General features: G+C 65.3%; 17 protein-coding genes. 10 read left to right on the top strand and 7 right to left on the bottom strand.

Annotated features, from left to right (window positions below; genetic code table 11):
- Positions 1-16: 16 nt before the first annotated feature.
- Genes B7X65_RS19485 through B7X65_RS19475 form a run of 3 tightly spaced genes read right to left on the bottom strand, consistent with a single transcriptional unit; the run spans position 17 to position 2783 of the window.
- Positions 17-469: a DUF2214 family protein gene (locus B7X65_RS19485; protein ID WP_293595951.1), complete on the bottom strand. Its 453-nt coding sequence runs from the start codon at positions 467-469 to the stop codon at positions 17-19.
- Positions 470-500: 31 nt separating this feature from the next.
- Positions 501-1484 (bottom strand): LysR family transcriptional regulator, encoded by a 984-nt coding sequence (locus B7X65_RS19480; RefSeq protein ID WP_293595950.1) that lies wholly within the window; start codon positions 1482-1484, stop codon positions 501-503.
- 48 nt (positions 1485-1532) lie between these two features.
- Complete coding sequence (locus tag B7X65_RS19475) at positions 1533-2783, bottom strand: CaiB/BaiF CoA-transferase family protein (RefSeq protein WP_293595949.1); 1251 nt, start codon at positions 2781-2783, stop codon at positions 1533-1535.
- Between the two features lie 177 nt (positions 2784-2960).
- On the opposite strand from B7X65_RS19475, the gene B7X65_RS19470 reads away from it, so the two are divergent.
- On the top strand, positions 2961-3668 hold the full coding sequence (locus B7X65_RS19470) for a haloacid dehalogenase type II (protein WP_293595948.1): 708 nt from the start codon (positions 2961-2963) through the stop codon (positions 3666-3668).
- 72 nt (positions 3669-3740) lie between these two features.
- Positions 3741-5957: a malate synthase G gene (locus B7X65_RS19465; protein WP_293595947.1), complete on the top strand. Its 2217-nt coding sequence runs from the start codon at positions 3741-3743 to the stop codon at positions 5955-5957.
- Between the two features lie 221 nt (positions 5958-6178).
- On the opposite strand, the gene B7X65_RS19460 is transcribed toward B7X65_RS19465, so the two are convergent.
- Positions 6179-6544 carry an SPW repeat protein gene (locus B7X65_RS19460; RefSeq protein ID WP_293595946.1) on the bottom strand — a complete coding sequence of 122 codons (366 nt, stop codon included), beginning with the start codon at positions 6542-6544 and terminating at the stop codon, positions 6179-6181.
- A gap of 216 nt (positions 6545-6760) precedes the next feature.
- On the opposite strand from B7X65_RS19460, the gene B7X65_RS19455 reads away from it, so the two are divergent.
- The 5 genes from B7X65_RS19455 to B7X65_RS19435 all read left to right on the top strand — a co-directional run bounded on the left by B7X65_RS19455 (position 6761) and on the right by B7X65_RS19435 (position 12469).
- On the top strand, positions 6761-7330 hold the full coding sequence (locus B7X65_RS19455) for a fasciclin domain-containing protein (protein WP_293595945.1): 570 nt from the start codon (positions 6761-6763) through the stop codon (positions 7328-7330).
- Positions 7331-7807: 477 nt separating this feature from the next.
- Positions 7808-10369, top strand: coding sequence for a DUF1631 family protein (locus B7X65_RS19450; RefSeq protein WP_293595944.1), 2562 nt, complete (start codon positions 7808-7810; stop codon positions 10367-10369).
- A gap of 183 nt (positions 10370-10552) precedes the next feature.
- Complete coding sequence (locus tag B7X65_RS19445; RefSeq protein WP_324488593.1) at positions 10553-11305, top strand: YoaK family protein; 753 nt, start codon at positions 10553-10555, stop codon at positions 11303-11305.
- Positions 11302-12072, top strand: coding sequence for a fused MFS/spermidine synthase (locus B7X65_RS19440; protein ID WP_293595943.1), 771 nt, complete (start codon positions 11302-11304; stop codon positions 12070-12072). The genes B7X65_RS19445 and B7X65_RS19440 overlap by 4 nt, the downstream gene beginning before the upstream one ends.
- Positions 12073-12190: 118 nt before the next feature.
- Positions 12191-12469: a hypothetical protein gene (locus tag B7X65_RS19435; protein WP_293595942.1), complete on the top strand. Its 279-nt coding sequence runs from the start codon at positions 12191-12193 to the stop codon at positions 12467-12469.
- Positions 12470-12549: 80 nt separating this feature from the next.
- Here the strand turns inward: B7X65_RS19435 and B7X65_RS19430 are convergent, their stop codons facing one another.
- The gene (locus B7X65_RS19430) at positions 12550-13767 is read right to left on the bottom strand and encodes a putative zinc-binding metallopeptidase (protein ID WP_293595941.1); all 1218 of its coding nucleotides are present in this window, start codon (positions 13765-13767) and stop codon (positions 12550-12552) included.
- Positions 13768-13986: 219 nt separating this feature from the next.
- Between B7X65_RS19430 and B7X65_RS19425 the strand changes: the two genes are divergently transcribed.
- Genes B7X65_RS19425 through B7X65_RS19415 form a run of 3 tightly spaced genes read left to right on the top strand, consistent with a single transcriptional unit; the run spans position 13987 to position 16472 of the window.
- The gene (locus B7X65_RS19425) at positions 13987-14178 is read left to right on the top strand and encodes a 4-oxalocrotonate tautomerase (protein WP_293595940.1); all 192 of its coding nucleotides are present in this window, start codon (positions 13987-13989) and stop codon (positions 14176-14178) included.
- 37 nt (positions 14179-14215) lie between these two features.
- Entirely contained in the window at positions 14216-15673 is a 1458-nt protein-coding gene (locus B7X65_RS19420) for an MFS transporter (RefSeq protein WP_324488589.1), read from the top strand.
- A 4-nt stretch (positions 15674-15677) separates the two neighbouring features.
- Entirely contained in the window at positions 15678-16472 is a 795-nt protein-coding gene (locus tag B7X65_RS19415) for a class II glutamine amidotransferase (RefSeq protein WP_293595939.1), read from the top strand.
- Between the two features lie 55 nt (positions 16473-16527).
- Here the strand turns inward: B7X65_RS19415 and gshB are convergent, their stop codons facing one another.
- The gene (gshB, locus tag B7X65_RS19410; protein ID WP_293595938.1) at positions 16528-17469 is read right to left on the bottom strand and encodes a glutathione synthase; all 942 of its coding nucleotides are present in this window, start codon (positions 17467-17469) and stop codon (positions 16528-16530) included.
- Positions 17470-17502: 33 nt separating this feature from the next.
- Positions 17503-18702, bottom strand: a complete 1200-nt coding sequence (locus tag B7X65_RS19405; protein ID WP_293595937.1) for a benzoate/H(+) symporter BenE family transporter — start codon at positions 18700-18702, stop codon at positions 17503-17505.
- Positions 18703-19125: the final 423 nt, after the last annotated feature.

Below are 19125 nucleotides of genomic sequence, written 5' to 3'. Positions count from 1 at the left end.
GTTTCCGCGCGGCCTACTACTTGCCGTAGCCGCGCGCCAGAAACACGGCGGCCAGCGGGATCAGCGGCAGCAGATGGGCCTGCACCATCACCCGCTTGCGCGCCTTGGTGACCTGGCTGGCGTCGGGCAGGCGGCCGGTGGCGCGCAGCTCCCGGCGCCAGCGCGCAAACAGCCGCGTGGGCTGGATGGACAACAGCGCGATGACGACGAACAAGGCCAGCTTGACGTAGAGCAGCGGGTTGGTGCCGTACCAGCCCGCACCCTTGACACCCAGGAACACGCGCAGCAAGCCTGTCAGCAAGACGGCACCCGCCGCCACGGCGTAGATCAGGTCGATCTTGACCAGGCGCTCGACCACGGCGGCGTTGAGCCACTCGCTGCGGCACAGCGCGGCCTCGCTGGCAAGAAACACCACCATGGTCAGGATGGCCAGGATATGGGCGTAGGCGAGCAGGGCTTCGAGCGTCATGGAGGTCTCGCGGCTGGTCCGGTGCTTGTGTTCAGGGCTGCGCGGTGCGCTGGCCGGTCCAGAACGCCGGCTCGCCGTAATTGTGCTTGAGGAAGTCTATCCACAGGCGCACGCGCAGCGGCAGGTGCTTGCGCTGCGGGAACACCGCGTAAATCCCGTTGGGCGGCGCGTCGAAGTCCTGCAGCACCGCCACCAGCTTGCCGGCGGCAATTTCGGCCTCGACCTCCCAGGTGCTGCGCCAGGCAATGCCGTAGCCGGCCATGCACCAGTCGTGCAGCACCTGGCCGTCCGAGCAGTCGAGCGGACCGCCCGGTTTGAGATGGACGACTTCGTAGTCGCTGTCACCTGCCGCGTCCGTGAGGACGCCTTCATGTTGTCGCCCCTGGGCGTTGCGTGGAACACGAAACGCCCAGCCCCGCGTCTGCGAAGCGTCGCTGGACAGCGTCAGACAGTCGAATTTCGCGAGTTCGGTGGGGTGCTGCGGCGTGCCGTGGCGCTGCAGGTAGCCGGGCGTGGCCACACACAGTCGGCGGTTGTCGGCCATGCGCACACTGACCAGCGAGGAATCGGGCAGGTCGCCGACGCGCACCGCGCAGTCGAAACCCTCACCTGCCAGATCGACCACGCGGTCGCTGAGGTTCAGCGAAATCGTGACGTCGGCATGCAACTGGCGAAACAACGGCACCAGCGGCGCCACATGGCGGCGACCGAACCCGGCCGGCGCGGTGATGCGCAGATGCCCGCTGGCCTTGACCCCGCCGGCCGACACGCTGGCCTCGGCGTTGGCCACATCGATCAACAGGCGCTGGCAGTCTTCCAGAAAGGCACTGCCCTCGTGGGTCAGCGAAATCCGCCGCGTGGTACGCACCAGCAGCTTGACGCCCAGCCGTTCTTCCAGCGCATCGAGCCGCCGCCCCATGATGGCCGGCGCCACGCCCTCGGCATTGGCCGCCGCGGTCAGGCTGCCGCGCGTGGCGACCGAGACGAAAGACTCCATCTGTTTGAGTTTGCTCATGGCCCGCGATTATGAGCACAAAAGGTGGCAATGGGGCGTTGAAGGTCTTTATTGCGCCGCCGACTGAGCCTCCATCCCTGAGCTCGCAACAATCTTGCCGTCCTGCAGGGCCTGGATGTCCGTCTCGCCATAACCGAGTTCCTGCAGTAATCCCAAGGTGTGTTCACCCAGCCGGGGCGGGTTCAGGCGTACACCGGGGCGCTCGCCGCCCAGAGTCAGGGGCAGTAGCGGCACATGAGTGGCGCGCCCGTCCGGCAGCGTTAGCGGCGCCAGGCCGCCGGTCTGCTGCAAATGCGGGTCGTCAAACAAGTCCTCGGGACGTGTGATGGGCGCAAACGGCAGGCCGTGCTGCTCGAACAGCGCGCTGAGTTCGGCCGCCGTTCGCGGCGCCAGACGTTCGCGCAGCTGCGGCAGCAGCCAGTCGCGAGCACGCACGCGGTCGTTGTTGCTGTCCAGCCGCGGGTCGGCGCGCAGGTCGGCAAACCCGAAAGCGTCGCAAAACAGCTGCCACTGGGTGTCGCTGACCACGGCCAGAAAGATCTGCGCGCCGCCCTGCACGGTGAACACGTCGTAAATGCCCCAGGCCGAGATGCGGCCCGGCATGGGCGCGGCCGGCTGGCCGGTCACGGCAAACTGCATCATGTGCTGGGCCACCAGGAACACATTGTTTTCAAACAGGGCCGCCTGCACCTCCTGGCCCTTGCCGGTTTTCGCGCGCGCAGCCAGCGCGGCCATGGCGCCGATGGCACCGAACATGCCACCCATGATGTCATTGACGCTGGTTCCGGCACGCAGCGGATCGCCGGGCCGGCCCGTCATGTAGGCCAGGCCGCCCATCATCTGCACCACCTCGTCGAGCGCGGTGCGGTGGTCATACGGGCCGGGCAAAAACCCCTTGTGGCTGACATAAATCAGGCCTTCATTCAGTCTGGACAGGCTGGCATAGTCGAGCCCCAGTTTCTGCATGGTGCCGGGCTTGAAGTTCTCGCTGACGATATCGGCGGTCGCCACCAGCTTGAGCGCAATCTCCCGGCCCTGCGGCGTCTGCAGGTCCAGGGCGATGCTTTTCTTGTTGCGGTTGAACAGCGCAAAAAACCCGGCGCCCGAGCCCAGCAAGCGGCGCGTGTTGTCGCCGCCCAGCGGCTCGACCTTGATGACCTCCGCGCCCAGATCGGCCAGCACCATGCCGCAGGTCGGGCCCATCACCATGTGGGTGAATTCGATCACGCGCAGGCCTGCCAACGGCAGAGGCGTGGCGGGGCCAGAAGCCGTTGGGGGCGGCGGGGAGGGCTCGGACACAGTGGAATCCTTGAAAGACGATGGTTGACCGACTGCCAGGAGCCTGTCGGACTTGGGAATCGTCGGCTGCAAATTATGCGGCACCCGTCAGGCCCCGGAAATTACCAACAAATATGTCATGGATAAATCACTTTTTAATCAATTAATCTTTGACAAAGTATCAAATACAGTCTAGCCATGGAAAAACCCAAAACCGGGCGCGCCGCGCCACAGGCTGTTCTCTTTGATGCCTACGGCACGCTGTTCGACGTGTACAGCGTCGGCCTGCTGGCGGAACAGCTGTTTCCGGGCCAGGGACAGGCGCTGGGCGTGCTCTGGCGCGACAAGCAGATTGAATACACGCGGCTGGTGACTACCAGCAATGGCGGTGAACACTACCGGCCGTTCTGGGAGCTGACACGCGCCGGCCTGCGTTACGCGTGCAAGCGCCTGGGACTGGACCTGACGGCCGAACGCGAAGATCGGCTGATGAACCAGTACCGGCACCTGTCGGCCTTTCCGGAAAACCGCGAAGTGTTGCAGGCTTTGAAAAAACGCGGCATCGTCACCGGCATTCTGTCCAACGGCGATCCTTCGATGCTGGACGTGGCCGTCAAGTCCGCCGGGCTCGAGGATCTGCTCGACCATGTGATCAGTGTCGACAGCATCCGCAAATACAAGACCCACCCCGATGCCTATGCGCTCGGGCCGCAGGCCACGGGGCTGCCCGTTGCGCAGATCGCCTTTGTCAGCTGCAACAGCTGGGACGCGCTGGCCGCGACCTGGTACGGCTACCAGACCCTCTGGGTCAACCGTTACGCCCTGCCCTTCGAGGAGCTGGGCACCCAGCCGTCGCGCAACGGCAGCAATCTGCGCGACGTGCTGGGTTTCTTCCCGGCGGGATAATCCGTTTCACTGTTTCGAGCTTCCCTTTTTTCCTTCCCTTTCCTTCTTTTTGCCCTTTTTTGAGGTTCCCCCATGACGACAACAACCCCACGCACAACGCTCCACGGCCTGCAGGTGGCCACGGTTCTGCAACGCTTTGTCGATGACAAGGTCCTGCCCGGCACCGGCGTGGACCGCGCCGCCTTCTGGAAAGGTTTTGACGCCATCGTGGCGGACCTGGCCCCGAAAAACATCGCCCTGCTGGCCGAGCGCGACCGCCTGCAGACCGAGATGGACAGCTGGCACAAAGCCCACCCCGGCCCGATTGCCGACATGAAGGCCTACCGCGCCTTCCTCGAGAAAACCGGCTACCTCGTGCCCTCGCCGAAAAAAGTCCCCATCACCACGGGCAATGTCGATGCAGAACTCGCCAAACAGGCCGGCCCGCAGCTGGTGGTGCCCATCCTGAATGCGCGTTATGCGCTGAACGCAGCCAATGCGCGCTGGGGCTCGCTGTACGACGCGCTGTACGGCACCGACGTGCTCTCCGAAGAAAATGGCGCGGAAAAAGGCAAGGGCTACAACCCGGTGCGCGGCGCCAAGGTGATCGAGTACGCACGTCACGTACTGGACCGCACCGCGCCGCTGGTCAAAGGCTCGCACATCGATTCAACCGGCTACGCGGTCCGCGGCGGCAAGCTGGTCGTTTCCCTCCAGGGCGGCAAAACCACCACGCTGGCCGATGCGGGCCAGCTCATCGGTTACCAGGGCAAGGCCTCGGCACCATCGTCGGTGCTGCTGCAGCACAACGGCCTGCACATCGACATCCGCATCGACCGCAACACGGCTATCGGCAAAAGTGATGCGGCCGGTGTCAGCGACCTGGTGGTGGAAGCGGCGCTGTCCACGATTCTGGATCTGGAAGACTCGGTCGCCGTCGTCGATGCCGACGACAAGGTGCTGGCCTACAGCAACTGGCTGGGGATTTTGCAAGGCACGCTGACAGAAAGCGTGACCAAGGACGGCAAGACCTTCACCCGCGGCCTGAACCCGGACCGCGAGTACACCTCGCCCAAGGGCAAACCCGTCACCCTGCACGGGCGCTCGCTGATGTTTGTGCGCAATGTCGGCCACCTGATGACCAACCCGGCCATCCTCTACACCGCCGCCGACGGCTCGACCAAAGAAATCCCTGAAGGCATCCTCGACGCGGTGATCACCACCACGATCGCGATTCACGACCTCAAGCGCAAGGGCAAAAAAGGCATCAAGAACTCGCGCAAGGGCTCGGTCTACATCGTCAAGCCCAAGATGCACGGCCCGGCCGAAGTCGCCTTTGCCGCCGAGCTGTTCAGCCGTGTCGAAAAAATGCTGGGCCTGCCCGACAGCACCGTCAAGCTCGGCATCATGGACGAAGAGCGCCGCACCAGCGTCAACCTGAAGGCCTGCATCGCCGCGGCCAAAAGCCGCGTGGCCTTCATCAACACCGGCTTCCTGGACCGCACCGGCGACGAGATGCACACCGCCATGCACGCCGGCCCCATGATCCGCAAGGGCGACATGAAAAGCAGCGCCTGGATCGCGGCTTATGAGAAGAACAACGTGCTGGTGGGCCTGTCCTGCGGCCTGCGCGGCAAGGCGCAGATCGGCAAGGGCATGTGGGCCATGCCCGACCTGATGAAGGCCATGATGGAGCAGAAGATTGCCCACCCCAAGGCCGGCGCCAACACCGCCTGGGTGCCCAGCCCGACCGGCGCGACGCTGCATGCGCTGCACTATCACCAGGTCAAGGTCAGCAAGGTGCAGAAAGACCTCGAGAAAATCGACGCCGGCAAGGAGCGCAATGCCCTGCTGAACGGCTTGCTGCAGGTTCCCGTCACGGCCACGCCGGACTGGAGCGCTGAGGCGAAACAGCAGGAGCTCGACAACAATGCCCAGGGCATCCTCGGTTATGTGGTGCGCTGGATTGACCAGGGCGTGGGTTGCTCCAAAGTGCCCGACATCCACAACGTCGGCCTCATGGAAGACCGCGCCACCCTGCGCATCTCCAGCCAGCACATGGCCAACTGGCTGCTGCACGGCGTGGTGACGAAAGCGCAGGTCAAGGAAACCTTTGAACGCATGGCCGCCGTGGTGGACAAGCAAAACGCCGGGGACCCGCTGTACCAGCCCATGGCCGGTCACTTCGACACGTCGGCCGCCTACCAGGCGGCCTGTGACCTGGTGTTCAAGGGACTGGAGCAGCCGAGCGGCTACACCGAGCCGCTGCTGCACGCCTGGCGCTTGAAGGTGAAGGCCGGCAGCGCTTGATTCACTACCAAGTCAATAGCTGTCTGCGCCCGTCCAACAAGGGCCGGGGCCGTATTTGATGCACAAACTACCCTCCACGGCGCCTTCGGGCGCCGTTTTTATTTTCCCCATGGGAGGGCTGCCGCCTGTTCGGGCCAACACCCCCCCACCACAGCGCGCTGCGCTGTGGTTGTCATCTGGCCGTAACCGGCTTCAGCCCGCCACGGCCGGCCGCCAATCGCTCAGCGCACTGTCCAGTCGCGTGTCCAGCCGCTGTAGTCCTTGTCGGTCAGCAGCGTCCACAGGGCCAGGACGGCAATCGCCAGGCCGGCGACCACTGCATTGAGCGTGGCCTGCTCATGCGTGTTGAACCCCAGTGCCCAGGGCGAGACGATCAGCCAGACGCCCAGGGCCCCCTCGGTCCACTCCTCCCAGGCACGCGGCACAAAAATCGCCCCCAGTGCCACGGCGACCAGGGCCGCGCCGACGATGACCGCGTTCAGCATGATCACCCTGTCATCCTGGAAACCCAGCGCCCAGGGCGATAGAAGGACCCAGAGACCCAACAAGGCATTGACCGGGTCTTGCCAGTGTTTCACTTGCTCCATGGTTACACCTCCTGACAGCGGGGAAAAACGGGGCCCGCTGCAGGAAATTTGACCCGGCCTGGCCCGGCATTGTTCCCTGCGGTCCGGCCCAGGGCCTTTTGAAGATTGCCCCTTGAATCCAGTGGGTCATCCCCGGCGTATTCCTTCCAGGCGGACACCACGCCGACGCGCTGTGGCGGATTCCACAGACCAACAACCCTCAACAGGAGTCTCACTATGAAAAAACTACTCATTGCAGCCGGTGCTGCCGTTTTGCTCAGCGCTTGTGCCGGTGGCATGTCCAACAGCCAGATGTCCGGCGGCCCGTCGGTCATGGTCGGCGGCGCCGCCATGTTCCCGACCAAGGACATCGTTGACAACGCCGTCAACTCCAGGGACCACACAACGCTGGTGGCCGCCGTCAAGGCGGCCGGTCTGGTCGACACGCTCAAGAGCCCCGGCCCGTTCACCGTGTTTGCACCGACCAATGCCGCGTTTGACGCCCTGCCGGCCGGCACCGTCGCCACGTTGCTCAAGCCCGAGAACAAGGCCCTGTTGACAAAAATTCTGACGGCCCACGTGGTGCCCGGCAAGCTTGACGCTGCAGCACTGAGCCAGCGCGTGATGGCCGGCAATGGCCGCGCGACCCTGACCACCGCCAGCGGCGACAGCCTCGTGGTCACGGCCAGCGGCCCCAATGTGATGGTCACCGATGAAAAAGGCGGCACGGCGATGGTCAGCATTGCCAACGTCTACCAGTCCAACGGCGTGATCCACGTGGTCAACAAGGTGCTGGTGCCCAACTGATCCCGCGTTGCGCTGACCCCGGGGGCGGCGAACCCGCCCCTGCAAAGCCACCACAAACTGCAACGGTTTGTTGTGGCTTTGGCCATCCGGCCCCGGTGACGCAGAAACAGGGTGCGCCAGCCGGCAGGCTGCGGCACCCGCACAGGCCTTCCTGATTTGCTATGTAAAACATAGCTGTCAGCGCTTTTCCTTATTGGGCTCAAGCCGGATTTTCTTCACGAACCAGCCACCGAAGGCTGAAGCACCAGAAGTTGCCCCCGGGCGGCGCCAGCGGCTACGGCCACGCGGGTGGAATGTAAGCAGCGTCTCTTTGCTGCGCGGTTAGTTAGAAATCGTTACAAGATACTTCGGCATTTCCAGCAGCAGCCCGCCAGTTCAGCCCACACTTCGGGGTCGGGTCGAACCGGAATTTTTTCCCAGAAAATTGACTTGACACGTTTTCACTCTTACTTCTGTTAGCCACCTCGCCTCTCCACCATGGCATCGCAAGCCGACGTCTTACTCCGCTGTCTGCAGGAGGCTGCCAAAGCCGCCAGGCCGGCGCTTGAACGCTCTATCGACCACGCGGTGGCGGCGCTGCAGCTGGCGGAGACACAAAGCCTGAAAATCACCGAGCGCGACGACCTCGCACTGGCCTGCCGCGAGCTGCTGCGCCACCGCGATGGCTGGTGTGCGCAATACCCCGGGGCCCTGCTGGCCGCCTTCAACCAGCCCGCAAAAACGGCTGCGCAGCCGGTTGCGGCGCGCACCCCGGTGCCTGCGCTGGCAGGCGCCGACATGTTCTCGCTGGTCGATGACACCGAGGTCGAGGAAGGCATCGAGTCCTCGCGGCTGCTGCAGCAGGTCGCGCCCATGGTCGAGCAGGTGCTGGCCGAACTCGACGGCCTGATGAGTTCGGCGCAGGGGCTGGTCAACGTCCGCGCGGAGGCCAACCCGGTGCGGCCCGAGGTGTATGCGCAAACGCTGCGCACCCTGCTGCTGGCCGCGCCGGTCGCGCCCACCATCAGCGCGCTGTGGATCAAACACCTCGGCGAGCCCCTGGGACGCGAACTCAAACGCATCTACGAACGGCTGATCAATGAGCTGGAACTGGCCAAGGTGCGGGCCGCCAGCTACCGGGTGCTGCAGACGCCCGCCACCACCGGCAAAAAGCCGGGCAGCGCCGCAGCTGGCGCCCCGGCGGGTGAGAACCCCGGCACCGGGCCGGGCGCGCAGGGCGGCCCCGTCGGCATCGGTTACGCCTCGGACGAACCCTTCACCCGGGTGCCGTCGCAGTACGCGGACCTGTCCAACCACGACGTCAAGGACGCGCTGTTCCAGGACTTCCTGTTTCGCGGCGGCAGCAACGCCGATCACGGGTTGGCGCCCGCCTACTACGCCACCATTGAAGAAGAACTGATCGCGCTCAAGGGCACGCCCGACTCGGCACAGGCGGCGCTGCAGGCCGGGCCGGCCACCCCCGATACTGGCCATGCCGGCGATGACGTCCGAAGCTACCACGGCACCCGCAGCGACCCGCACCGCCCGGCGCTGCCGGCGCAGGACGCCGATGAGGGGCCGGACAACCCGTCGCGCATCGTGGACGTGCTGAGCCAGCTCAGCTCGCAGGTCTGGGGCGTCTATGGCCGTGCCCGCGAGCGGGCGCTGGTGCGCACGCAGCTCAGGAAAGACGCCACCCGCGTCGGCCAGGTGCTGGGTATGGAGGTGGTGAAAAAGCTGGTCAACCAGGTCGCGCAGGACCCACGCCTGCTGGTGCCGGTGCGCGAGGCGATTGTGGCGCTGGAGCCATCACTGCTGCGCCTGGCCATGGTGGACTCGCGCTTTTTCAGTGAGGAAAACCACCCCGGGCGCCGCCTGATGGAGCGGGTGGCGCAGCGCAGCTTCAAGTACAACGACGAGCGCAGCCCGGCGTTCGACGTTTTTTTCCATTCGCTGACCGAGGCCTTCAACGGGCTCAACGCGCTGGAGATCGAGGACGCCCGGCCCTTTGGCGCCGCGCTGGCCGAACTGCAGGCGCTGTGGGACGAACAGGACCAGCACGAGCGCGATCTGCGCGGCAACATGCGCCAGACCATGCAGTTTGCCGAAGAGCGGCAGGCGCAGGCCGACCAGATTGCCCTGGACATGAGTCTGCGCGCCGACCTGGACCATGTGCCCGGCGTGGTGCTGGACTTTCTGTTCGGGCCCTGGGCGCTGGTGATGGCGCATGCCCGGCTGACCGACACCGCGCGCCAGATCGACCCCCAGGGTTATGGCTCGCTGGTGACCGACCTGCTCTGGAGCGTCAAGCGCCAGGCCACGCTCAAGCGACCGGGCAAGCTCATCGCGATGATTCCCGGCCTGCTGGGCAAGCTGCATGCGGGCCTGGCATCGCTGGGGCTGGACCCGGGCGAGACCGAGGCGTTTTTCGACGCCATGGAAAGACTGCACCGCCCGGTGCTCAAGCTGCGCCGCGTGCGCAGCCGGCGCGACGCCGTCGAATCGGACAACGCACCGCTGGAAATGGCCATGGCCGAAACCGACCTGTCCGACCTGAGCGACCTTCTGCCGGCCACCCCCGAGCAGCGCAAAGCCAAGGCCGCCGGCCAGCCCTGGCTGGCGCCGCAGGAACTCGACAAGGCTGGCTTTGACGACACCCTGCCGTCCGGGCCGGCGGCGCTGAGCGCCACGCCGGAGGACGACACGCCGGCCTCTGAGGCGCCCGGCAGCGGCGCCGATGACACCCCGGCGGACGTCGCCGGCGCTGGCGGGCGCCAGCCCGAAGACATCCTGATGGGCCTGCGCGAAGGCAGCTGGGTGGACCTCTACTCCAAACGCAGCTGGCTGCGCGCGCAGCTGATCTGGGCCAGCAACCGCGGCACCCTGTTCATGTTCGTCAGCCACGGCGGCCAGCCGCACTCCATGACCAAACGCAGCTGCGTGCGCCTGATCAAGGACCAGCTGCTGCGCCCGGTCGAAACCCACGGCGTCGTGGAGCATGCGCTGGACCACCTGGTCAGGGAGGCCACGCCAGTGGATCCGGAAGGTCGCGCCGCCTAACGCCGGCTTGCCGGCCCATCCGGAGGTCAAACCCGACGCGCTACAAATTCAATAGCATCTCGCGTCCATCACTTGGGGACTGGAGGCCGATTTCGTCAAAAAATCTTGTGGGCGGCACCGGCGGCACCGGTTCTCCGCACCATAATGTCCACTGTCATGCTTCTTGCATGGCAGAGGTCCATCTTGTTCAAATTTCTGCTTCGACTCACCGCCAGGGAACGCACGCGCCGCAGCAACCGGCAGTTTGGCGGCATCCTGGCGTTTGTGGCCGGGGCCATCAATGCCGGCGGCTTTCTCGCCGTGCAGCGCTATACCTCGCACATGACGGGCATCGTCTCGTCCATCGCCGACGACCTGGTGGTCGGCAGCATTGGCCTGGCGCTGGCCGGCCTGGTGAGCCTGGCCGCGTTTATCGGCGGGGCCATCACCACCACCTTGCTCATCAGCTGGGCAAGGCGCCAGGAACTGCGCAGCAAGTACGCGCTGGCCCTGCTGCTGGAAGCGGTGCTGCTGCTGATGTTCGGTCTGGTGGGCGCCAACCTGAAATCATTTGCCACCCTGCTGGTGCCGACGGCGGTGCTGCTGCTGTGTTTCATCATGGGCCTGCAAAACGCCATCATCACCAAAATCTCGAACGCCGAGATCCGCACCACCCACATGACCGGAGTCGTCACCGACCTGGGCATTGAGCTGGGGCGCCTGATCTACTGGAACCAGTCGAAAAAGGCCAACAACATCCAGTTTGTCCAGGCCAACACCGACAAGCTGTTCATCCATGCCACCCTGCTGGGGCTGTTTTTTTCGGGCGGCATTTTTGGCGCTGTCGCCTTCAAGGCCATGGGCTTCAGCGCCACGCTGCCAATTGCCCTGCTGCTGGTGGCGATGGCCCTGCCGGCCGTCGCGATGGACCTGCGCAAGATCGCGAGGTCGCTGTGACCCTGGCGCCCGACGATTTTCAGTCGCTGCAGTACATCGTGCCTTTTGTGCGGGAGGACGGCGCATCGAAGTCGCTGCATTTCACGCTGGGCGAGCTGCAAAGCCGCATGCTTTTGCACCAGCCTTGGCGGCTGGACGTGGACTACACCCGGACCATGATGGGTTTTCTGCTGTTCCAGCCCGCGCCGGCCCACATCGGCATGATCGGACTCGGCGGCGGCTCGCTGGCCAAGTTCTGCCACCGGCAGTTGCCCGCCTCGCGCATGACCGTGCTGGAGATCAACCCGCATGTGATCGCCCTGCGGCGAGAGTTCCAGATTCCCGACGACGACGAACGGTTTGCAGTGGTCGCCGCCGACGGCGCGCTTTACCTGCAGGCCGCCGCTCCGGTTTTCGATGTGCTGCTGGTCGACGGTTTTGACCAGGACGGCCAGCCCACGGCGCTGTGCTCCCAGCGGTTTTATGACGACTGCTTCGCCGCCCTGGGCGAGCACGGCGTGCTGGTGGTCAACCTGCACCACGACCACCCCGACTACCCGGTGCTGGCCGGTCGCATCCACCGCAGCTTCAGCGGGAACGCGGTCGAAGTCATGGCCGCGGAAAAAAGCAACGCGATTGTGTTTGCCTCCCGCGGGCCGGCCATTTCACCGCGCCGCGTGAACCTGGCCAAAAGCCTGGCCGGCCTGGACGACGCGGGGCGCCTGCAGCTCAAAGCCGAGCTGGGGCGCATTGCCTGGGAAATGAAAGACCTCGCCGGGGATACTTAGAACCTGTCCGTCAATCATTCGGGGCCAAGCCGCCGACGGCATCGCTCGCCCCTGCCCGACGCCATCGGGCCGGCGCGAAGGCACACTGGAAACTTCCCGACGGACATGGAAGATCAGGATGAGCCAGAAAACCAATTTTTCCTTTGAGATGCACTACCCGGCCGGCACCCGCGCGCCCGAGGCACAACGCGCGCAGCTGATGGCCGCGCTGGGCCCGACGCTGCAGGCGCTGTTTGCCGCCGGCGACGGCGCGGCCACGGTGACCATCAGCGACAGCCACAAGGGCAGCGGCCACAAGATGGTCGAGCTGGTGACCACCTTGCAGGACATGCAGATTGCCGCCGTCCTTCAGGCGTTTTCCGAACAGCACGGCCTGTCCGTGCAGGCGCTCGAATAGCCGCCGCCGGAGCAGCGCCGGCTGCTATTGAATCAGGAGCTGCTCCCGCCCACGGATATTGGGCTAGAGCCGATTTTTGATCAGAACTGACTTTGGCGCTGGCCTTGCGCCTGCCCCTGTCCATGGTCTGCCCCGTCATGGACGGAAGTCACCACCAGGTGGATGAAATGCAGCTTGGCCACCACCTCGCGCGGCAGCACAAAGGGGTAAAAGTCGGGCTGCCCCATGGCGCGCGACATTTCGTTGAGCAGCGTGGTCAGGCGTGTCCACTGGTTCAGGAAGTCCAGGAACACCTGCGCACCGGGGTGGTCCGGCTGGTACAAGGCATCCAGCGTGAACGGCGTGAATTCCAGCTGGGCGCTTTCGGCCGACAGGCCAAAACTCAGGGCCGTGTCGACGGTGTCGCGCATGTGCAGGTAATGGGCCCAGCACTCGGCCCAGTCTTCCCACGGGTGCACGCTGGCGTAGGCGCTCACGTAGTGCAGGGCCCAGTCCGGCCGCGGCCCCTGCTCGTAGTTGGCCTGCAGGCTGGCCAGGTAGTCCTGGCTTTCATCGCCGAACAGCTCCCGAAAACCGGGTTGCCAGGACGTGCCGGCGACCAGGCGGTCCCAGTAATAGTGGCCGACCTCGTGGCGCAGGTGACCCAGCAAGGTGCGGTAGGGCTCATGCATGGCCTTGCGCGTGGCCTCGCGCGTGGCGTCGTCGGCTTCGTTGAGGTTGAGGGTGATCAGCCCGGTGTCGTGCCCGGTCATGATGTGCGGGCCGAAGTCGGGTGAGCGCAGGAAGTCGAACATCAGGCCATGTTCGCTGTCCTCACTCGCCCGCGACGCCACCGGCAGACCCAGCACCAGAAGCGCCGACACCAGGCGCCGCTTGGCCAGCTCGATGTGACCCCACAGCTCTCCGTTGTCCGGGTGCGCCGGATCGTTCAGGTCGGGAATGGTGCGGTTGAGGCGACAGGCCTGGCACAGCAGCAACTGCGGTTCGTCCTGGCTGACCGGCACCAGCCAGTTGCAGGCCGCCGGGGTCTGCAGGTTGTCGCAGCGGAGGTAAACCGCCGGCGGTGTCTCTGGCTGCGCAGCGCCGTCTTCGGGCTGCCAGGCCACCCAGGTGTCGGGTTGGTCGCCCGGCATCAGGGGCAGGAGGCTGGCCTGCGCCGGGTCGTAACCCAGCGCCGTACCGCAGGCCAGGCAGGTGCTGTTCCTGAAAAAAACGGGGCTGCCGCAATGGCAGTGGTAGGCACGCCCGGCCAGACGCGGCAAATGGGCGGGGGCGGAGGAAGGGCTGTCGTTGAACAAGGGGTTTTCTCAAAGCGCCTGGCGCGGCGGGCAAAGGCATGGGCTGGTGGCCCGGCGAAGGCCGGTGGGCCGTTTCCTTTGGAGTTTCCCACGTTTGTCGCGCCGCCCGGGGGCCTGCCCGCCTTGTTCTTGTGTCAGTCTTTGCCGACAAAAAAGAGGCACACGCCCGCCGGGCTTTTATCATCAGGGCACCGGTTCAAATCAATTCAAAGGAAAACCATGCCCACCTACCACGTCGAAATGATGGAAGGCCGCACCCTCGAGCAGAAGAAAAAGCTGGTCGCCGAAATCACCCGCGTCAGTGTCGACGTCCTGGGCGGCGCGCCCGATTCGGTGGATGTGATCATCACCGACATCAAGCGCGAGAACTGGTCCACCGGCGGCAAGCTCTGGTCCGAACCGCGCGACTGATGCCGCCTCGTTCCGCCGCGACAGCACAAAGCCGGTCTTGAGCAGCCCCGCCACCCTGGACGAGATGCAGGCGCGTTACGGCGCGCGTTACCGCTGGCTGCTGCTGCTCTCGGTGATGATCGGCACGATGGCCTCCATCATGTCCTCGACCATCGTCAACGTGGCGATTCCCGACATGAGCCAGCACTTCACCCTGGGCCAGGAGCGGGCGCAGTGGGTCACCTCGGGCTTCATGGTGGCGATGACGGTCTCCATGCTGACCACGCCCTGGCTGCTGGCACGGTATGGCTACCGCCGCACCTATGTGGGCACCATGCTGCTGCTACTGGCCGGCGGCATCGTCGGCGGCTTTGCCAACAGCTTTGCGCTGGTGCTGGGCGCACGTGTGGCCGAGGGCCTGGCGGCCGGCGTGGTGCAGCCGATTCCGGCCATCATCATCATGCGGGCTTTTGCGCCGCACGAGCAGGGGCGCGCCAGCGGCATTTTCGGCATGGGCGTGGTTCTGGCACCGGCCATCGGCCCCAGCCTGGGCGGTGTGCTGGTCGACCTGTTCGGCTGGCGCTCGATTTTTTTCATGGTGATCCCGTTTTGCCTGGCCTCGCTGTGGATGGCCTGGCGCTATGTGCCGGTCACCTCGCCGGGCGGCGTGGCGCCGAACCGCAAGGGCGCCACACTGGACTGGCGCGGCCTGCTGCTGGGCGGCGCCGGCACCCTGTGCCTGCTCAACGGCATGGTGGCCCTGCATGGCGGCTCGGTGCTGCAAGCGGCCTTGCTGCTGGGTGGCGCGGCGCTGGCGCTGGTGCTCTTTCTGGCCTGGCAGCGGCGCATGGCCGCCACCGGGCGCGAACCGCTGATGAACCTGGCGCTGTTCGGCTACCGGACTTTCGCCATGGGCAGCATCGTGGCCTTCATCTACGGCACGGCGCTGTTCGGCTCCACCTATCTGCTGCCGGTCTACATGCAGCTCGGGCTGGGCCTGTCGGCCTCCTATGTCGGCACCATCCTGCTGCCCGCCGGTTTTGTGCTGGCGGTGACGATTGCGCTGGTGGGCCGGCTGGCCGACCGCCACCCCACCTGGTTGCTGGTGAGCATCGGGCTGGCGCTGCTGGCGCTGTCGTTTGCGCTGATGCTGACGGTGACGCTGACCAGCGCCATCTGGGTGCTGGTGCTCTGGGCCATCCTGGGCCGCATCGGGCTCGGCTTCATCCTTCCGTCGCTCAACCTCGGCTCCTTGCGGGCGCTGGACCACAGCCTGATTTCGCAAGGTTCGAGCGCCATCAACTTCGTGCGCATGCTGGGCGGCGCCATCGGCGTGAGCCTGTGCGGCATCGTGCTGGAATGGCGGCTCGCGGCGCATGGCGATTCGCTGACGCAGGCTGCGACCAGCCCGGCGCGGCTGGCCGCGTTCAACGAGTCCTTCATGATGCTGGCGGCGCTGTGTGTGTTGGCGCTGTTCGCAGCCTGGAGGCTTCGTCCTCTCGTTGTCAAGGATTGATGCCATGTGCCAGCTCCTCGGCATGAACTGCAACACGCCCACCGACGTGACCTTCAGCTTCAGCGGTTTTGCGCAACGCGGCGGCAACACCGGCGAACACACGGACGGCTGGGGCATCGCCTTTTTTGAAGGCGACGGCAGCGGCGGCAGCGACAAGGGTCTGCGCCATTTTGTCGATCACCAGTCGGCCTGCGCCTCGCCCGTGGCCGAACTGATACGGCGTTACCCGATCAAGAGCCGCAACGTGATTGCCCACATCCGCAAGGCCACCCAGGGCCGGGTCGCGCTGGAAAACTGCCACCCCTTTGTGCGTGAGCTGTGGGGCCGCTACTGGGTGTTCGCGCACAACGGCGACCTCAGGGATTTTTCACCGCGCCTGCACGGCAGCTTCCGGCCGGTGGGCACGACCGACAGCGAACGCGCGTTTTGCTGGATCATGCAGGAGCTGGCCAAATCGCACGCCGGTGTGCCCAGCGTGGGTGAGCTGACCCTGACCCTGCGCGAACTGGCAGCACAGATCGCACCCCACGGCACCTTCAACTTTTTACTCGGCAATGGCCAGGCCTTGTGGGCCCATGCCTCGACCAGCCTGTATTACGTCGAGCGCAAGCACCCGTTTGCGCATGCCACGCTCAGCGATGAAGACCTCAGCGTGAATTTTGCCGAACACACGCAACCCACCGACCGCGTCGCGGTGGTGGTGACGGCGCCGCTGACCACCAATGAACACTGGGTCGCCTTTGCATCGGGCGAGCTCAAGGTTTTTGTCGGCGGTGCGCTGACCCCTGACTTGCTATAAAAACAGGAGCTTGTGGCGCCCGTCAATGCCGGGCTACAGGCCTGTTTGATCAAATTCAGAGGGCGGCTTCGAGCGCATCCACAAACATGGACGCCACATCGAACCCGGTCTGGTCGAAAATTTCCTGAAAGCAGGTCGGGCTGGTCACGTTGATCTCGGTCACGCAGTCGCCGATCACGTCCACACCGGCCAGCAGCAGGCCGCGGCTGTGCAGGATGGGGCCCAGCGCCTCGGCGATCTCGCGGTCGCGCGCCGACAGCGGCAAGGCCACGCCTTTGCCGCCGGCCGCCAGGTTGCCGCGCACCTCGCTGCCTTGCGGGATACGCGCCAGGCTGTGCGGCACCGGCCGGCCGCCGATGATGAGCACGCGCTTGTCGCCCTTGACGATCTCGGGCAGGAATTTCTGCACCATCAGGCTTTGCGCGCCGTGACGGTTCAGCGTTTCGGTGATGGAGCCTAGGTTCAGGCCGTCGGGGCCGACGCGGAAGATGCCCATGCCGCCCATGCCGTCGAGCGGCTTGAGGATGATGTCCTGGTGTTCGGCATGGAAGCGCTTGATGTCCTCGGGGTCGCGCGTCACCAGCGTGGGACCGATGAACTGCGGGAACTCCATGATCGCGAGTTTTTCAGGATGGTCGCGCAGCGCGCGCGGCTTGTTGAAGACCCGGGCGCCGTCGCGCTCGGCCTGCTCGAGCAGGTGCGTGGCGTAGAAATACTCGCTGTCAAACGGCGGGTCCTTGCGCATCAGGATGGCGTCGACGTCTTTCAGCGCGACCTGGCGCGTGCCGCGCTCGGTGAACCAGTCCTTGGCGTCGCCGGTCAGCGTGATGTCGCGCACATGGGCCATCACGGGTGCACCGCGCTGCCACATCAGGTCCTGCTGCTCGCAGGCGCTGATCTGGTGGCCGCGCCGCTGCGCCTCGCGCATCATCGCGAAGGTGGTGTCCTTGTAGATCTTGAAAGAGGCCAGCGGGTCGGCAATGAAGAGAATGTTCATGAACGGGTCAATCTGTAAGGGGGTGGTGACTGCTCAGGCAGCGCGCTGCCGGTATTGTTGTACAAATAGCGCGATCGCGCCGGCCACCACGCCCCAGAAGGCCGAGCCGATGCCGGCAATGGCCACGCCCGACAGCGTGACCAGAAAAGTGATCAGCGCGGCCTCACGGTGCGATTCGTCACGCACGGCCTGCGCCAGGCCGCTGCCTATCGTGCCCAGCAAGGCCAGCCCGGCAATCGCGACCACCAGCTCCTTGGGGAAAGCCGTCAGCAAACCGGTCACGGCAGCGCCGAAAATGCCGATCACGACATAAATGGCGCCGCAGGCCACGGCCGCGGTGTAGCGCTTGCGCGGGTCCTCGTGCGCTTCGGGGCCCATGCAGATGGCGGCCGTGATGGCGCTGAGGTTCAGCGCAAAGGCGCCAAAAGGCGCGAGCAGCAGCGCCGCCAGGCCCGTGAGCGTGATGACCTTGGACACCGGGATGCCGCCGTCCGGCGCGTCAGGCCCGTACCCCGCGGCGCGAATGGCCGCCACGCCCGGCAGGTTCTGCGAGGCCATGGTCACCACGAACAGCGGCAGAGCCAGGCTGACAACCGCCGCCAGCGTGAACTGCGGCGCGACAAACACGGGCATGGCAAAAGAGAAGTTCATGGCTGTCCAGGCCATCTCGCCGCGCGCGGCAACAAACACAATCGCGCCGAACAAGGTCAGCACCACCGCATACCGCGGCATCAGGCGTTTGCCCAGCAGATAGATCGCCAGCATCAACAGCACCAGCGGCAAGGCGGTTTGCGCCGCAGCAAAAGCCTGCAGGCCAAAACGCGCCAGCACGCCGGCCAGCAGGGCCGACGCAATCGCCATCGGGATCCGGTTCATGACCTTTTCGAACCAGCCTGTGACGCCGAACAGCGTGATCAGCCCCGCACTGACCATGAAGGCCGCCACCGCCTCGCCCATCGAGAAGCCGCCCGCCAACCCCGCAGTGGCCAGCACCGCCGCGCCCGGCGTGGACCAGGCCACCATGACCGGCTTTTTCAGCCACAGCGAAGGAATCGCCGAACACAGCCCCATGCCCCAGCCCAGCGCCCACATCCACGAGCTGATCTGCTCAGGCGTGGCGTTGAAGGCCTGCGCCGCCTGGAAAACAATCGCCACCGAACTGGTGAAGCCGACGAGCACGGCCACGAAGCCTGCGGTGAAGGCGGAGAGGTTGAGGTCTCTGAAGAACTGCATGTGGAGATTTTGGCAGGGTTGCGCAAAACCCATGAGGCGTCACGCTGCGCCTGCGGTTTGCCTTGGACAGTAGGACGGACTCCCCACTCCCTCCCCCCGCTGGGCGATGGCGGAGAGCTTCATTTGGCCGCGTTTGCTGCTCTCACGTGCAAACATGACGGCCGCGTACCCCGACCTGACGCGCTTCGCGCGTCAGGTCTCCCCGCATCCGAACCCGCATTTGTTCCCACCCGTCGGGCTGGGCCGAGGAGCACAGGCAAAAGCGGAACAGGGCTCGCGATTGTCTGAGGCGAAGCCGAGTTCGAGCGAGACCCCGCTTTTGTCGAGCACCGCAGGCTGCCCGTAGCGAAGCGGAGGGACCCAGACCATCGGGTCGCCTTCTCTTTGCTTACTTTCTCTTGGCGACGCAAGAGAAAGTGAGTC

It is taken from the genome of Polaromonas sp. 39-63-25, from assembly GCF_002278925.1.
GTDB lineage: Bacteria > Pseudomonadota > Gammaproteobacteria > Burkholderiales > Burkholderiaceae_C > Polaromonas.
This window is presented reverse-complemented; position numbering and strand designations above follow the sequence as displayed.

Coding starts and splice junctions, on each gene's coding strand:
- B7X65_RS19485 (WP_293595951.1), bottom strand. CDS start 469: ATGACGCTCGAAGCCCTGCTCGCCTACGCCCATATCCTGGCCATCCTG.
- B7X65_RS19480 (WP_293595950.1), bottom strand. CDS start 1,484: ATGAGCAAACTCAAACAGATGGAGTCTTTCGTCTCGGTCGCCACGCGC.
- B7X65_RS19470 (WP_293595948.1), top strand. CDS start 2,961: ATGGAAAAACCCAAAACCGGGCGCGCCGCGCCACAGGCTGTTCTCTTT.
- B7X65_RS19465 (WP_293595947.1), top strand. CDS start 3,741: ATGACGACAACAACCCCACGCACAACGCTCCACGGCCTGCAGGTGGCC.
- B7X65_RS19460 (WP_293595946.1), bottom strand. CDS start 6,544: ATGGAGCAAGTGAAACACTGGCAAGACCCGGTCAATGCCTTGTTGGGT.
- B7X65_RS19455 (WP_293595945.1), top strand. CDS start 6,761: ATGAAAAAACTACTCATTGCAGCCGGTGCTGCCGTTTTGCTCAGCGCT.
- B7X65_RS19450 (WP_293595944.1), top strand. CDS start 7,808: ATGGCATCGCAAGCCGACGTCTTACTCCGCTGTCTGCAGGAGGCTGCC.
- B7X65_RS19435 (WP_293595942.1), top strand. CDS start 12,191: ATGAGCCAGAAAACCAATTTTTCCTTTGAGATGCACTACCCGGCCGGC.
- B7X65_RS19425 (WP_293595940.1), top strand. CDS start 13,987: ATGCCCACCTACCACGTCGAAATGATGGAAGGCCGCACCCTCGAGCAG.
- B7X65_RS19415 (WP_293595939.1), top strand. CDS start 15,678: ATGTGCCAGCTCCTCGGCATGAACTGCAACACGCCCACCGACGTGACC.
- gshB (WP_293595938.1), bottom strand. CDS start 17,469: ATGAACATTCTCTTCATTGCCGACCCGCTGGCCTCTTTCAAGATCTAC.
- B7X65_RS19405 (WP_293595937.1), bottom strand. CDS start 18,702: ATGCAGTTCTTCAGAGACCTCAACCTCTCCGCCTTCACCGCAGGCTTC.